General features: G+C 64.4%; 9 protein-coding genes. 3 read left to right on the top strand and 6 right to left on the bottom strand.

All coding sequences use genetic code 11. The annotated features are described in order from the left end of the window. Position 1: 1 nt before the first annotated feature. Together M2S36_RS04080 and M2S36_RS04075 are read right to left on the bottom strand one after the other, a co-directional pair. The gene (locus M2S36_RS04080) at positions 2–1,264 is read right to left on the bottom strand and encodes an OprD family porin (RefSeq protein ID WP_333956759.1); all 1,263 of its coding nucleotides are present in this window, start codon (positions 1,262–1,264) and stop codon (positions 2–4) included. Between the two features lie 217 nt (positions 1,265–1,481). Continuing rightward, a complete protein-coding gene (locus M2S36_RS04075) occupies positions 1,482–2,393 on the bottom strand; it encodes a LysR substrate-binding domain-containing protein (RefSeq protein ID WP_046613664.1) in 912 nt (303 codons plus the stop codon). A 280-nt stretch (positions 2,394–2,673) separates the two neighbouring features. Between M2S36_RS04075 and ycaC (M2S36_RS04070) the strand changes: the two genes are divergently transcribed. Continuing rightward, on the top strand, positions 2,674–3,303 hold the full coding sequence (gene ycaC, locus M2S36_RS04070; RefSeq protein ID WP_333956758.1) for an isochorismate family cysteine hydrolase YcaC: 630 nt from the start codon (positions 2,674–2,676) through the stop codon (positions 3,301–3,303). A 351-nt stretch (positions 3,304–3,654) separates the two neighbouring features. On the opposite strand, the gene M2S36_RS04065 is transcribed toward ycaC (M2S36_RS04070), so the two are convergent. The 3 genes from M2S36_RS04065 to M2S36_RS04055 all read right to left on the bottom strand — a co-directional run bounded on the left by M2S36_RS04065 (position 3,655) and on the right by M2S36_RS04055 (position 7,674). After that, positions 3,655–3,948 carry a hypothetical protein gene (locus M2S36_RS04065; RefSeq protein ID WP_015272306.1) on the bottom strand — a complete coding sequence of 98 codons (294 nt, stop codon included), beginning with the start codon at positions 3,946–3,948 and terminating at the stop codon, positions 3,655–3,657. A 722-nt stretch (positions 3,949–4,670) separates the two neighbouring features. Next, complete coding sequence (locus M2S36_RS04060; RefSeq protein ID WP_333956757.1) at positions 4,671–6,458, bottom strand: monovalent cation:proton antiporter-2 (CPA2) family protein; 1,788 nt, start codon at positions 6,456–6,458, stop codon at positions 4,671–4,673. Positions 6,459–6,699: 241 nt separating this feature from the next. Further along, positions 6,700–7,674 (bottom strand): GlxA family transcriptional regulator, encoded by a 975-nt coding sequence (locus tag M2S36_RS04055; RefSeq protein ID WP_333956755.1) that lies wholly within the window; start codon positions 7,672–7,674, stop codon positions 6,700–6,702. A gap of 180 nt (positions 7,675–7,854) precedes the next feature. On the opposite strand from M2S36_RS04055, the gene M2S36_RS04050 reads away from it, so the two are divergent. Continuing rightward, entirely contained in the window at positions 7,855–8,217 is a 363-nt protein-coding gene (locus tag M2S36_RS04050; RefSeq protein ID WP_207837534.1) for a helix-turn-helix domain-containing protein, read from the top strand. A gap of 73 nt (positions 8,218–8,290) precedes the next feature. Next, entirely contained in the window at positions 8,291–8,917 is a 627-nt protein-coding gene (gene ycaC, locus M2S36_RS04045; RefSeq protein WP_004375560.1) for an isochorismate family cysteine hydrolase YcaC, read from the top strand. A 117-nt stretch (positions 8,918–9,034) separates the two neighbouring features. On the opposite strand, the gene M2S36_RS04040 is transcribed toward ycaC (M2S36_RS04045), so the two are convergent. Further along, positions 9,035–14,083 (bottom strand): trifunctional serine/threonine-protein kinase/ATP-binding protein/sensor histidine kinase, encoded by a 5,049-nt coding sequence (locus tag M2S36_RS04040; protein ID WP_333956754.1) that lies wholly within the window; start codon positions 14,081–14,083, stop codon positions 9,035–9,037. Positions 14,084–14,208 lie beyond the last annotated feature (125 nt).

Genomic DNA, 14,208 nt, shown 5'->3' with positions numbered 1-14,208 from the left:
GTCATAAGCTGCCTTTGAGGGGGTATTCGATGATCAGGTAGATCCGGTCGATATCATCGCCGGCCTGGGCCTGGTTGGCGCGGTGGCTGACGTGGGAAAACGCCAGGCTCAGGTCCTTGGCGGCGCCCGACTGCACCACGTATTTCAGGTCGATGTCGCGCTCCCAGTGCTTGCCGCCGTCGCCGTACTGGCCCACATAGGCGCCGCCCGCCGGGGCATGGCTGCCGTCGATGCCACGGCCGCTGACGTAGCGGCCCATCAGGCTCAGGCCGGGGGCGCCGAGGGTGGCGAAGTTGAGGTCGTAGCGCAGTTGCCACGAGCGCTCGCCGGGGCCGTTGAAGTCGGCGTACTTGATCGAGTTGGCCAGGTAGATGGAGTCGCCGCCGACGAAGTCGAACGGGGTGTCGCCCTCGACCTTCTGGTAGGCCAGGCTCAGCGCCTGGGCGCCGAAGCTGTACCTGGCCAGCAGGCTGTAGGCGAGGGTATCGATTGCCCCGGCACTGGCATTGCCGGTGTCGCGCGTCTTGTACAGGTTGCCGTCCAGGCGCCAGTTGCCCTCGGCCAGGTTCAGGTTGAGGTAGGCCTGGCGCCAGGTATCCTCCAGCTGGCCAGCGTACAGCGCGCCACCGAATGGCCCGTCGGGAGCGAACGCGGCACCGGCCAGGCTGATGGCACGCTTGTCGGTGGTGGCGCCGTAGCCGCTGAAATCATCATGGCTGGAGCTGTTGTCCTGGTTGTTGAAGGCAGTGAAGCGCCCGGCCTGCAGGCGCCAGTCGGGCAGGTCGGTGTTGTCCAGGAACCAGCCGGTGGCGTACTCCGGGTGCAGGCGTTTGTCGCTGGTGTCGAACACCGGGGTTTCCACGGTCATTTCGCCGTAGCGTAGTTGGGTGTTGCCCAGGCGCAGCTTGAGTGCGGCGCCGGCGCTTGAGTAGTCGGACTCGGAGCGGCCATCGCTGTCGCGCGGCAGCAGACCAGTGCCGGCATGGCCGCGGCCGCCGTCGAGCTTGAGGCCGAGAAAACCGTGGGCATCGATACCGGCACCGAGCGTGCCCTCGGTGAAGCCGGAGCGGATCTCGCCAATGAAACCCTGGGCCCATTCCTGGCGGTAGTTCTGGCCGCTACCGGACGGTGAGCGGAAGTCGCTGTGCAGGAAATAATTGCGGCTGAGCAGTGACCAGCCGGGTTCGTCAGCCTGGCTGAGCGCCGGGTACAGGGCGAGGGTGGCGAGCAGGGCGCGGCCTGGGCCGTGGGTGGCGCGGATCATGGGGGCTCCAGGGGGGATGATCCGGGATTGTGGATGAAGGATAGGCAAGGGGGCTTGTATGTGTGTGCTCTGGCTGGTTTGCCTGTTCCGGCCTCTTCGCGGGTAAACCCGCTCCCACAGGTACTGCACAAGCCTTGGAGCTAGTGGCCTTGGAGCTAGTGGTGACCCTGTGGGAGCGGGTTTACCCGCGAAGAGGCCGGCACAGGCGGCAACCGGCTCAAGCCATGTCGCTGATCGCAAACTCCTCGGCCAGATGATCGATCAGCGCCCGCACCGATGGCAGCAAGCCCCGCCGCGACGGGAAGATCGCATGCACGATGCCGCAACGCGGGTGCCAGTCCGGCAACAACTCCACCAGCCGCCCCGCCGCCAGGTCCTCACGCACCGCCACCCGCGGCAGGTGCGCAATACCCACCCCCGCCACCACGAAATGGCGCAGGGCAAACAGGTCGTCCGTCACCATGCGCGGTGTATGCGGGATGACGATGCTGCGGCTGCTGTCCTCACCCTGGAACAGCTCCCACTGGTATTCGCGCTGGGCACTGCCCCAATGCACGCTGGGCAGCGTGCCCAGCAGCTGTGGGTCAAACCCCTTGGGCAGTTGCTCCAGGTACTGCGGCTGGCCGACCAGGCACTGGGTACTGTTGCTCAGTACCTTCATCACCATGTCGGTATTCTCCAGCGGCGGAAAGCGCACCCGCAGGGCGATGTCGAAACCTTCGTGCAGCAGGTCGACACGGCGGTTGGTGCTCTCGATGAACAGCTCCACCTGCGGGTACTTGAGCATGTAGCGGGTCAGCATCGGCCCGACCCAGGAATTGAGCAGGGTGGTCGGGCAACTGATGCGCACCAGGCCGCGCGGCTCGCTGCGGTTGCGCTCGATGATCTCTGCCGCACCCTCGGCTTCCACGCGCATGGCCAGGCAGCGGTTGTAGTAGGCCTGGCCGATCTCGGTGAGCGAGCAGTGACGACTGGTGCGATGCAGCAGACGCACGCCCAGGCGGTCTTCGAGGTCGGCGATGCGCCGGCTGAGCTTCGATTTGGGCATGTCCAGCGCCCGGCCAGCCGGGGCGAAGCCACCGTGCTCGACTACCTGGGTGAAGTAGTAGAGGGAGTTGAGGTCTTCCAATGATCGGTCTCCAGGTACTTGGTTGCCTGTGCCGGCCCTTTCGCGGCTAAAGCCGCTCCCACAGGTACTGCACAGGGCTCAAGCCCGGCGCCATCCCTGTGGGAGCGGCTTTAGCCGCGAAGAGGCCGGCACAGCCCCTGCAAATCTATCGTTCATAAATCAGAACGCTAAAGCCAAATTCTGCTATCTACCGCCACAAAGGTGATGATTTTAATCTGTGCCCATCAACGCGAAACACCCCCGAATGCTGAAAAATTCATAACCCTCAGGAGCACAGACCATGAGCAAATTCACCTACAACCGCCTGAACAAAGACGATGCCGCTGTCCTGCTGGTCGACCACCAGGCTGGCCTGTTGTCCCTGGTCCGTGACATCGAGCCGGGCAAGTTCAAGAACAACGTGCTGGCCCTGGCCGACCTGGCCAAGTTCTTCAACCTGCCGACCATCCTCACCACCAGCTTCGAGCAAGGCCCCAACGGCCCGCTGGTACCAGAGCTGAAAGCCCTGTTCCCGGACGCCCCGTACATCGCCCGCCCAGGCCAGATCAACGCCTGGGACAACGAAGACTTCGTCAAGGCGGTGAAGGCCACTGGCAAGAAACAGCTGATCATTGCCGGCGTGGTGACTGAGGTCTGTGTAGCGTTCCCGGCGCTGTCGGCCCTGGAAGAGGAGTTCGAAGTTTTCGTGGTGACCGATGCTTCCGGCACCTTCAACGAAATGACCCGCGATGCTGCCCATGACCGCATGAGCCGCGCTGGCGCGCAAATGATGACCTGGTTCGGCGTGGCCTGTGAGTTGCACCGCGACTGGCGCAACGACATCGAAGGGCTGGCGGCGCTGTGCTCCAACCACATTCCGGATTATCGCAACCTGATTACCAGCTACAACGCGCTGACTGCGGGTAAGTAACAGCCCGTTAGTTGAATGCAAAAAGGCCGGCTTCCTCTGCAGGAAACCGGCCTTTTTGTTGCACTTTGTTCCAGCCGTTGACCTGTATGGAGGGCGTTGTTAGCGTTTCACCCGAGTGCGAAGCCAGTTGTCATTCAGCGGCAGTAACTGGATCAGGAACCCCACCGATGGCTGAATCATCAGTGTAGGGTGAGACCTCCACACCCCGGCTTGAGGGTGTGTATATGAATATCAAGCATCAGATGGGGCCACTGGAAACAGTGGCCCTTTTCCGTGACTGGTACTGACATTCCCTTCAACACACCCCCTGTGGGAGCGGGTTCACCCGCGAAGAGGCCAGCAAAGACAACATCAATTCATGGGCTGCGACTCAATCCCATCCAGCAATGCCTCAACCAATCCTTCTGCCATTTCGAGCGCATTCAGGTTGCTCCAGAACAGGCTCTTGCCGGTTTCATCCAGGTGTTCCAGGGCTTTGTAGCCACAGTCGTAGGCGCCGCGCAGGTACTGGGCGACATGCACCAGGGCGTCGTGGGCAGAGACGCCCGGGTTTACTGTGAACAAAGGTGGATGGCCGGCATCGCAGCGGCTAAAAGCGCGCTCTTTGGTGTCGGGAAGAGGTGGATTGGGGACAATTTTTTTCATAGCCAAACTCCGATAGAGGTTGGCCGGCACCATCCGTTTCCACGCGAAGGGTGGCGGCTGCACGCGGGGTGGAAAGCCAGGCTATCGGAACCCCGGCAGGCCATTCGGCCTCCCGCGCGCAGCTGCCATGACAACAGCTATTCCGATTTACCTGCCGGGTTTCCACACCCGATCGCTGAACCGACAGCGACCCGGCAAGCCTAGAGAGCAGGCTTTCCCCGGACAATCAGACGGGCTTCGACACGGTGCGTAGGATAATTCGTCAGGGTCAGCATTAACGTAGGAAATGGTTCGCTAGGAAGTAGGACCTTGCTGAGAGACGGACGATTTTTTGATGGTTTTTTGGTATCCGCGTAATGGCAGGGAGGTGACCGTGGGGAGGTTGCAGAATGGCCTCCAGGTGCCTGGCGATAGATTTCTGGCGCCTATGAGACCGAGCGCCGCCCGCGCGGCGCTTCGCGGGACAAGCCCGCTCCCACATCTGTTTCGGGCCAGTCACTCCTGTGAAGTCACCTCTGTCCGCCTTGTTTGTTCCATTCGATATCGAAGGGGGCGCAATTGCTCTTCATTCATCTTCAGCCATACACCAAGGCTGCAACCCACCTGGCACAGGAATAATTGGCCCGAAACAAATGTGGGAGCGGGCTTGTCCCGCGAAGCGCCGCGCGGGCGGCGCTCGATCTCAAGGGCGCTGCATCTCTACAGTCATGCGCTCGAAACCCTCAATCCGCATCCGAATCAAACAACCGCTCCAACTCCGCCCGGGCCTCCTTGGCCGTCTGCATCACCTTGGCCCGGTCATCACGCACCTGCCCCTGGGCGACCAGCACCTCTTCGTCATGCTGGGTAAACCGTGCAATCCGGTCCGCCGCCTGCGCCTCGCTCAACCCCAACCCCACCAATGCCCGGCGGGTCATCTCCAGGCTGGAGTAGAACGTCTCGCGAATCGGCTCGGCGCCGACATCCGCCAACTTGTGCACATGCTGGCGGTTACGTGCGCGGGCCAGCACTTTCAGGTGTGGGTACAGGCGTTTCACCCGTTCCGCGGTGTGAATGGCAGCTTCCGGGTCATCAATGGTGATGATGAAGTATTCCGCCTCGCCCACCTTGGCCGCATGCAGCACTTCCGGGCGCAGCGGGTCGCCGTAGAACACGGGGACCTGTTCGAACATACGGGTCATCTCGATGGTGTCCACCGAGGTTTCCAGGGCAATGAACGGAATCTTCTGTGCCCGCAGGATGCGTGCGACGATCTGGCCCATGCGGCCCATGCCGACGATCACCACCCGAGGCGTATCAGCCTGGATCTGCTTGTAATGCTCCGGCACTTCACGCACCGGTTGCGGGCGCTTGAGGGCGTGGGCGCAGCCCATCATCAGCAGCGGGGTAATGGCCATCGACAGGGTGATGGTCATCAGCAGCAGGTCGTAGGTCTGGGTGTCGAACAGGCCCTGGTCCTTGCCCAGCTTGAACACCACGAAGGCGAATTCGCCACCGGCAGCCAGCACCATGCCCAGGCGCAGTGCGCTGGCACTGTTCAAGCCACCGGCCAGGCGCCCGACGCCGATCAGCAGTACCAGCTTCACGGCCACCAGCAGCAGGGTCAGGCCCAGCAGCACCAAAGGCATTTCCAGCAGCAGGCGCAGGTTGGCGCCCATGCCGACGCTGATGAAGAACAGCCCCAGCAGCAGGCCCTTGAACGGTTCGATCTGCGATTCCAGCTCGTGGCGGTATTCCGAGTCGGCCAGCAGCAGGCCGGCGAGGAACGCACCCAGGGCCATGGATATACCGGCTTCTTCCATCAACCAGGCGGTGCCAATCACCACCAGCAGTGCGGTGGCGGTGGACACTTCCGGCAAGCCGGTGCGGGCCACGGTGCGGAACACCGGGCGCAGCAGGTAGCGGCCACCGACGATGACCACGGCAATGCTGGCGAACACCTTCAGGCCATGCTCCAGGCTGTCGCCGTGGCTGGTGTCCGGGCCACTGGCGGCCAGCAGCGGCACCAGGGCGATCAGCGGGATGGCGGCGATGTCCTGGAACAGCAGGATGGCGAACGCCAGGCGGCCATGCGGGGCGTTCAGCTGCTTGCTCTCGGCCAGGCTCTGCAGGCCAAGGGCAGTGGACGACAGCGCCAGGCCCAGACCGAGCACGATGGCCGCCGGTAGTGTCTGGCTGAAGCCGAACAGGGCGATGGCGCCGATCAGCGCACCGGTCAGCAGCACCTGGGCGGTGCCGACGCCGAACACGGACTTGCGCATCAGCCACAGCCGCTTGGGCGACAGCTCCAGGCCAATGATGAACAGCAGCAGGACCACGCCCAGCTCGGAAATGTGCGCCACGCTTTCGGTGTCGCGGATCAGGCCCAGCGCCTGCGGGCCGATGATCACACCGGCAAGCAGGTAGCCGAGCACGGCCCCCAGTTGCAGGCGCTTGGCCAGGGGGACGGCGAGGACAGCGGCAAGCAGGAAGATCACCGCGGTTTGCAGAAGGCTGCCTTCGTGTGGCATGGGCTCGTACTCCATGAGCTGCCGGGGCAGCGTCAGATCAGTTTGGCGGACAATTCTGGTGAATGTGGGGGTGCCAGACAATCTGCTGCGAGGAAGACACATTGTCCTGAATCAGGTGACAGTCGTGCTGGCTCTTCGCGGGTGAACCCGCTCCCACAGGTACAGCGGTGTCTTCAAGCCTGCCCAACACCTGTGGGAGCGGGTTCACCCGCGAAGAGGCCGGCACAGGAAATCTGCATACTCAACTGCCACCAAACTGCGCCCGATACTGCGCCGGCGTCATGCCAATCCGCTCGCAGAACACCTTTCTCATGTGCCGGTCACTGCCAAACCCGCACTGCGCCGCCACCACCTTCAACGGAAGGTCGCTGCCTTCCAGCAGCTTGCGCGCCCTGTCGATCCGCGCATTCTGCAGGTACTGCAGCGGCGTGATCCCCACCTCGCGCTGAAAGGTACGGGCAAAGTTGCGCCCGCTCATGGCCACCAGGTCGGCCATCTTCTGCACGGTGAAGGCTTGCTCGATATGGTCGACGATATACGCCTGCACCCGGGCAATCGGCGAATCGTCCCGCGGTATAGCCGCCAGCAGTGGCCCGTAAGGTGTTTGCCCGCCCTGGCGATGGCGGGCGACCAGCAACACCTTGGCCACTTCCAGGGCCAGCGCCTTGCCGTGATCCTCGGCCACCACCGCCAGTGCCAGGTCGATGCCAGCGGTGATGCCGCCCGAGGTAATCAGGCAGCGATCGATCACGTAGATCTGCTCGGTCTCGACCTTGGCCTCGGGGAACGCCTGTGTCAGGCGTTCCAGGTAGTTCCAGTGGGTGGTGCAGCGATAGCCATCCAGCAGCCCGGCCCTGCCCAGCAGGAATACCCCGGTGCAGATGGCGCCGAAGCGTCTGGCCCGGCGCACGGCCTGGGGCAGCCAGCGCTCGATGCCTGGCAGGGCGATGTCATAGGCCCCTGGGCCGCCTGGCACCAGCAACAGGTCGACGGCCTCCGGCAAGTCCTCCAGGCGCAGGTCGGCTACCACTTTCAGTCCGCATGAGCCGCGCACCGCCGTTTGCCCCTCGGCCAAGGTCAGCAACCGGTATTGCCGCTCGGCAGGCAAGAACCGGTTGGCGATGGCGAAGGCATCCATGGGGCCGGTGACATCCAGTAGCAGCACATCATTGAACAGCACCATGGCCACGGTGCGGTGGGCGGATTTTTCCTGCATGGCTCTTTTGCCTTGAATGCCGGCCGCCATTAGCGGCCTGAAGCTGAATACGAAACGCATCTTAAGGTATCGGCAAAACGGCCAGGGCCAGCAGTGCACAATTCACAACTATTCAGGTTTGGCTCAGGACTTTGTCATGTGCCGGGGGCGAGACTTTCTGCATTGAACAGGAGAGTCGCCATGCACCCCGGGAAGCCCCAAGCGCCGCAGCAAACCGTCGGCGCACTGACGCCTGCGCGGTTGCGCCGGGCCAAGGAACTGATGCTGCACAGCTCGTTGTCAATCATCGAAATCGCCGGGGTATGCAACCTCACCCGTAGTCACTTCTCCCGTGCGTTCAAGGTCAACACTGGCCTATCGCCCCAGGCCTGGCGCCTGCTGGCGCGCATGGAAAAGGCCAAGCGCCTGCTTGCCACCGAGGCGCCGATCACCCACGTGAGCCTGGAATGCGGCTTCTGCGATCAGGCCCATTTCACCCGTGCCTTCAGCCGCCTGGTCGGCCAGCCGCCCAAGGCCTGGCGTCAGGCGCAGGTCCACCCTTAAGCCGAACCTATCCGCCGGTATAGCCCCTTGTAGACAGTGCCGGCCCGTTTTCCCAACCCAAGGAGTCACCCCGATGAGCCAACCCGATTACAAGCGCCTGAACAAAGACGACGCAGTGGTGCTGCTGGTCGACCACCAGACCGGCCTGATCTCGCTGGTGCAGGACTTCTCGCCCAACGAGTTCAAGAACAACGTGCTGGCCCTGGGCGATCTGGCCAAGTTCTTCGGCCTGCCGACCATCCTCACCACCAGCTTCGAGCAAGGCCCGAACGGCCCGCTGGTGCCCGAGCTGAAAGAGATGTTCCCGGATGCGCCCTACATTGCCCGCCCTGGCCAGATCAACGCCTGGGACAACGAAGACTTCGTCAAGGCGATCAAGGCCACTGGCCGCAAGCAGCTGATCATCGCCGGCGTGGTGACCGATGTGTGCGTGGCGTTCCCGACCCTGTCGGCGCTGGCAGAAGGTTTTGAAGTGTTCGTGGTGACCGATGCTTCGGGCACCTTCAACGAAACCGTGCAGCAGGCGGCCTGGGTGCGCATGACCCAGGCGGGTGCACAGATGATGAACTGGTTCTCGGTGGCCTGTGAGCTGCACCGCGACTGGCGCAACGACATCGAAGGGCTGGGTAACCTGCTGTCGCAGCGCATTCCCAACTACCGCAACCTGATGAACAGCTATGCGGCCTTGAGCGCCCGTTGATGTGAACCTGTACCGGCCTCTTCGCGGGCACGCCCGCTCCCACAGGAACCGTGCAGTTTTCAGGCTGTGCACTCTCCCTGTGGGAGCGGGTTCACCCGCGAAAGGGCCGGTACAGGCTCAGGAAGGATTCACAGGCAGCGTAAAGCGAATCCGGCACCCGCCCAGCTCCGACACCAGCGCCTGCAACTCCCCTCCATGGGCCTGCACCACCGAGCTGCAGATTGCCAAACCCATCCCCATGCCGCCGATCTTGGTGGTATGAAACGCATCGAACACCCGCTCACGCTCATCCGCAGCTATCCCCGGCCCGTTGTCGTCCACGCAGACCTCCACATCATCCCCGACCACCGCCAACGCAATGCGCAGCACCCCATCGCTGCGATACCCCGCCAGCGCCTCCAGGCCATTGGTAATCAGGTTGAACACCAACTGCTGCAACTGCACCGGGTCGGCCATCACGCTCACCCCTGCCTGCAACCGCGTCTGCACGTCCACCGTGCCCTTGGCGGCATCGGCCGAGGTCAGGCGCACCACTTCGCGGATCAGTTCGTCCAGCTTCACCGCCTTGAGTTGCATTGGTGACTGCTTGGCCAGTGAGCGCAGCGCACGCACGATGTTGGCGGCCCGTTCGCTGTCGTTGCGGATGTCCTCCAGACCGGCAATCGCCTCTTCCAGGTCGGGCTTGGCGCGCTTCAGCCAGCGCAGGCTGGCAGCGGCGTTGGAAGCGATGCCCAGCAGCGGCTGGCTGATCTCGTGTGCGATGGACGCCGACAGCTCGTTCATCACCTGCAGTTGCGCGGCGCGCGCCAACTCCGCGCGAGAGCGGCGCAACTCGGCCTCCATCTGGGCGCGGGTCTGGTTGTCTTCGGCCAGGCGCGTGTAGAACTTGGCAGTCTGCAGCGACACTGCCGCCTGCGAGGCGAGAATTTCCAGCATGGCCAGGCGCTGGCCACCGAACAGGTTCGGCACCAGGCGGTTTTCCAGGTACACCAGGCCGATCAGCACGCCCTGGATCACCAGCGGCAGGCATAGCACCGAACGGGCGTTGCGCGCCTGCAGCTGCTCGCGGAAGGCCTCGGGGCAATCGCGCTGGGCATCATTGAGCACCAGCGGCTTCTTGGTGCGCATGGTGGCGTTGACGATCGACAGCGGCGCCTGGGTCATGAACTTCTGGCAGTCGTCCATGCTTACGTGCAGCCCGCCGTCGTCGATGTGGGCGAGGGCAGCCATCTGGAATTCGGCGCCGCTGACGATCAACAGCGCACCATGATCGGCGCCGGAGTGCTGGGTCAGGTGGCCCATCAGGGTTTCGATCAGGCCTTCAAGCAGCACTTCCTCGGACAGTGCCCGTGCTGCTTCGATGCCGACTTCCAGGTCGAGCTTGGCCTGGTGGGTGGCGCGGTAGGTTTCCTGGATCGGCTGGGTGCGCAGGAACGGGTGCAAAGCCTCCAGCTGGTGCACCTTGCCGGTCGCGCCCCAGATATGGAAACAGTCACGGGCAATACGCAGGTGCAGGTTGGCGCCGGAGATCAGGCCGCTGGGGATGCACACCTCGGCCAGCTGTTCGTGGGCCAGCGCCTGCTCGTGGATGAAACCGGCGGCGGTGGCGGCGATCTGTGCCTGGTCGAAGCAGCGGATGGCGGCCAGGCCGTCGCCCTCGAGCTTGGCGATCACGCCTTCGATCAGCAACAGCTTGTTGCGGAAGGTGGCCGGGTTGAAGCTGGCCCAGCGGTCGAAGCGCTCGCGCAGGGCCTGCAGCTCGCGCAGCTTGTCGGCCAGGCTGCCAGCGGCCTCGGGGCTGCCCAGGGTCAGGCCGCGGAACAGGTGATAGTCGGCCAGGTTGATGTGCGCCGGTGCCGCCCAGGTGTTGTCTCCGGCCAGTGCCAGGTTGCGCATGGCCTGCGGGATATTGCCCAGATAGAAGGCGCTCATGCCGGCCAGCAGGTACTGGAAGAACCGCGTGGTGGGCGATTTCGAGACTGCGCCCGCGGCCGGGCAGGGCGTGCCGCTCAAGTTGGCGATGAATGCTTGCTGGGCCTGCAGGATCTGCTCGATATCGCGGTAGCCATGGCGGCGTACGGTGGCCAGGCCTTGCGCCACTTCCTCGACCACGTCCGGCAGGCAGCGGCCCATGAACAGCGAGTCGGAAACCAGGTGGTTGCAGGCATAGCAGCTCATCGCCAGGTCGCCGCTCAGGCGCACCGAGTCGACCGCGTCCAGCGCGGTGCGGCGGGCGAACTCCATGGGCGAGGTCCAGGCGCTGACCTGGTCCAGGGCCAGTAGCGCGCTGGTCAGGTCAGCCTCGAAACCGTGCCGCTCGATCAGCTTGAGCGCGGCCAGGCAACAGGCATGGCCGTCATGGTAGGCGCCGAAATGCTCGGCAATCATCACCCCGTACCAGGCCATGCCGTAGGTGCTGCCCGGGGCAACGCCGTGCAGCAGCGACAGCTCCATGAGCTTGGCCAGGTGCAGGAAGCAGATGTCGTCCTTTACGAAAAACGATGACGACAGGGTGGCCAGCAGGCTGATCGCAACCGTCACTTCCTCCGAGTCGGTGCACGGCAGCGACTCCAGGCAGTGCCGGCCTTTCTGTTCGACCAGCGCCTGTACCCGGGCATGACTGGCTTCGATCTGTTGCCAGTCGCCCCCCCGCACCGGGCTTGTACCCAGCAAGTCCAGGCCGGAGAGGGCGCTGTCGATGGCCGCCTGATAGTCGCCGCGCAAGGTGTACAGCAGAGCCTGCAGCCGGCACACCCGCGCCTGGTCCAGCGCCGAGCGTGCGCGCTGGCGGCATTCAGTGATGCGGGCCTCGGCCGCGATCATTCGCGACAGTTGCATGTCGCACTCCGTCGCCATGCAGGCGATGGCAAAGCCATGCGTGGCGCGGCTTTCCAACGTGGCGCCGTGGTGCAGCAACTGCTCGGCCGTATGCAGGTAGCCAGCGGCCTGCTCGAAGGCGCCGTCGTCGCGGGCGCGTGATGCTGCTTCGCGTAAAAGCTGCAGGAACGCTTCGCAGTCGTCCGCTGCAAACCCGTATGGGCTGGCGCGTTGCAGCTGGTTGGCGAGCTCGAACAGCACCTCGTGCAAGTCATCTTGCCAGGCGTGGCGCATGGCCAGGGCAATATGTGCATGCAGCGAGGCACGCTCGTGCTCGGGCGTGAGAGCGTACGCGGCCTCCATCACCCGCTCGTGGGCGAAGCCCAGGCCGTTCTGGCCCGGTTGCAGGAAACCCGCGCCAATCAAGGCTTTCAACGGTTCGCCGGGCACTTTGGCGAGGACTTGGTGAAGCAGGCGTTCATCGCAACGGCTGCCCGCAGCGCCAGCCACCCGCAGCAGGTCGCGCTGCGGTGCCGGCAGGCGCGCCAGGCGGTGGATCAGCAGGTCGGCGACATTGTCGGAATAGCGATGGCGGGCCACGGCCTGCAGGCACCATGACCAGCGCATGGCCTGGGTGTCGAAGGTGAACAGCTGGTCCTCCACCATGGCCCGGAGGATCTGATTGATGAAGAACGGGTTGCCCGCCGTCTTGCCGTGCACCAGTTCGGCCACCTGAAATGCGTCCTCGGGGCCGACGTGGTAGCGCTCGCCGATCAGCTCGGTTACCGCCCCAACGCCCAGGGGCTGCAGGTTCAGTGTGGTGCTGCGCACCGTTGCTGGTAGGGCAAGGGGTGTACTGCCGGCTGGCGCATCATTGCGCCGGGCGAAGATCAGCAACAGGTTGCCGGGTGCGTGAGCGAGCAGTTGCGCCAGCAGCTGCTGGCTGGCGTCGTCGGCCCACTGCAGGTCATCGAAGAACAGCACCAGCGGCTGGCCGGGGCGGCTGAACACCTGCAGGAATTCGACGATCGCGCGCTGCTCCTTCTGCAGTGCCAGGCGCGTGGGCTTGGCCGGCAGATCGGGCAGGGGGCCGAGGATCAGGTGCAGGTCTGGCGCCAGCTTGCCGAGCAGCCGGCCATGGCCTTTGATGCGGCGCAGGATCTCGCGGCGCAGGGTGTCGAGGTCCTGGCTGTTCTTGGCCAGCAACTGGGTGGTCAGCGCGCCGAGAATTTCGACCCAGGGCGCGTAGGACACGGACTGGGCAACGCTGTTGCACTTGCCGATGGCCCAGTAGCCTTTGGCGTTGGCCTTGAGAGCTGCCTCGACCAGGCTCGACTTGCCCATGCCGGCGGCGCCGTTGATGAACAGGGCATGTGGATTGCTGTCGCGGCGCAGGGCCTTGAGCAGCATGGCAATGGCTTTCTGTTCGGCGCAGCGGCCATACAGGCGTGCACGGCTGGGCGTGACCGGGTCGGCACAGCCTGGTTCGAAGGCCTCCATGGTCTTGTTGGCATCCCACTGCCGCTGGCAGTGGGCCAGGTCCACCGCCAGGGCGCGGGCACTCTGGTAGCGGGCGTCCGGCTCTTTGGCCAAGGCCTTGGCCAGGATCCGGCTGAGGGGTTGCGGCACATTGCTGTCCACTTCGCAGGCCGCTCGCGGCTGCACGCCGGCATGCAGCTGGCGCCAGTGCTGGGTGTCGCGCCCGGCCAGCGGCAGTTCGCCCAGCAGTAGCTGGTAGAGGATCGCGCCCAGGGCATAGATGTCGCTGCGTCGGTCGCTGCTGCTGCCGTGCGGGCAGACCTGTTCCGGCGCCAGGTACGCCCAGTTGCCGAGCGGGGTGCCCTGTTCGCTGATCAGCTCCGCCGGGTCGGCGCGAAAGCAGCCCAGCCGCACTCGCTGATTGGCGTGCAGACACACATGCTCGGGCTGCAGCGCGCCGTGCAGTACATTGCGTTCGTGCGCCTGGGCCAAGGCATTGGCCGCGTTCACCGCGATCTCGAGAAACGGCGCCAGGGCCGTCGGGCCTTCAGCGATCAGGTCAGCGAGGGAGCGGTCGGCCGGGTACACCAGCAGCGGGCCTTCGGCCGAACGTACGAACGCCGAGGGGATCACCGCCCACTGCGGGTCCAGTTGCAGGCGGTAGTCACGCTCCAGGCGCTGGCAGGCGGCTGGGGCCTCGCGCGGGGCGCGTACGGCTATCCAGGCCTGGTGGGTGGCAGGGTCTTGAAGACGGAAGTAGCTGAGCTCACCTTCCTGGCCGAGCGCGCTGATATCGCACCGGTTCAGCCAGCCCTCATCCACCGACTGGTCGTAATCGATGGGCCTGTGGGCAAGGCGTTCATCGAGCATAAAGCACCCCCTGCTAGCGACATCATGAAGCGCGAGTATACGCAGCCGGCCCAGTACGGATGCGGGCTGCAGCCGGCCTGGCAGGAACGGGCACGCTGTTGTCCGTTATCGTCCCCTGGGGGCTG

Origin of the sequence: Pseudomonas sp. SF2 (assembly GCF_036858055.1) — a bacterium.
Taxonomy (GTDB): Bacteria; Pseudomonadota; Gammaproteobacteria; order Pseudomonadales; family Pseudomonadaceae; genus Aquipseudomonas.
Note: the sequence above shows the minus strand (reverse complement) of the source record. Positions and strands in the feature narration are given on the sequence as shown.

Excerpts from the sequence above, each read along its gene's own strand:
- M2S36_RS04060 (WP_333956757.1), bottom strand. The coding sequence starts at position 6,458 with ATGCCACACGAAGGCAGCCTTCTGCAAACCGCGGTGATCTTCCTGCTT.
- M2S36_RS04065 (WP_015272306.1), bottom strand. The coding sequence starts at position 3,948 with ATGAAAAAAATTGTCCCCAATCCACCTCTTCCCGACACCAAAGAGCGC.
- M2S36_RS04080 (WP_333956759.1), bottom strand. The coding sequence starts at position 1,264 with ATGATCCGCGCCACCCACGGCCCAGGCCGCGCCCTGCTCGCCACCCTC.
- M2S36_RS04055 (WP_333956755.1), bottom strand. The coding sequence starts at position 7,674 with ATGCAGGAAAAATCCGCCCACCGCACCGTGGCCATGGTGCTGTTCAAT.
- ycaC (WP_333956758.1), top strand. The coding sequence starts at position 2,674 with ATGAGCAAATTCACCTACAACCGCCTGAACAAAGACGATGCCGCTGTC.
- M2S36_RS04040 (WP_333956754.1), bottom strand. The coding sequence starts at position 14,083 with ATGCTCGATGAACGCCTTGCCCACAGGCCCATCGATTACGACCAGTCG.
- M2S36_RS04050 (WP_207837534.1), top strand. The coding sequence starts at position 7,855 with ATGCACCCCGGGAAGCCCCAAGCGCCGCAGCAAACCGTCGGCGCACTG.
- ycaC (WP_004375560.1), top strand. The coding sequence starts at position 8,291 with ATGAGCCAACCCGATTACAAGCGCCTGAACAAAGACGACGCAGTGGTG.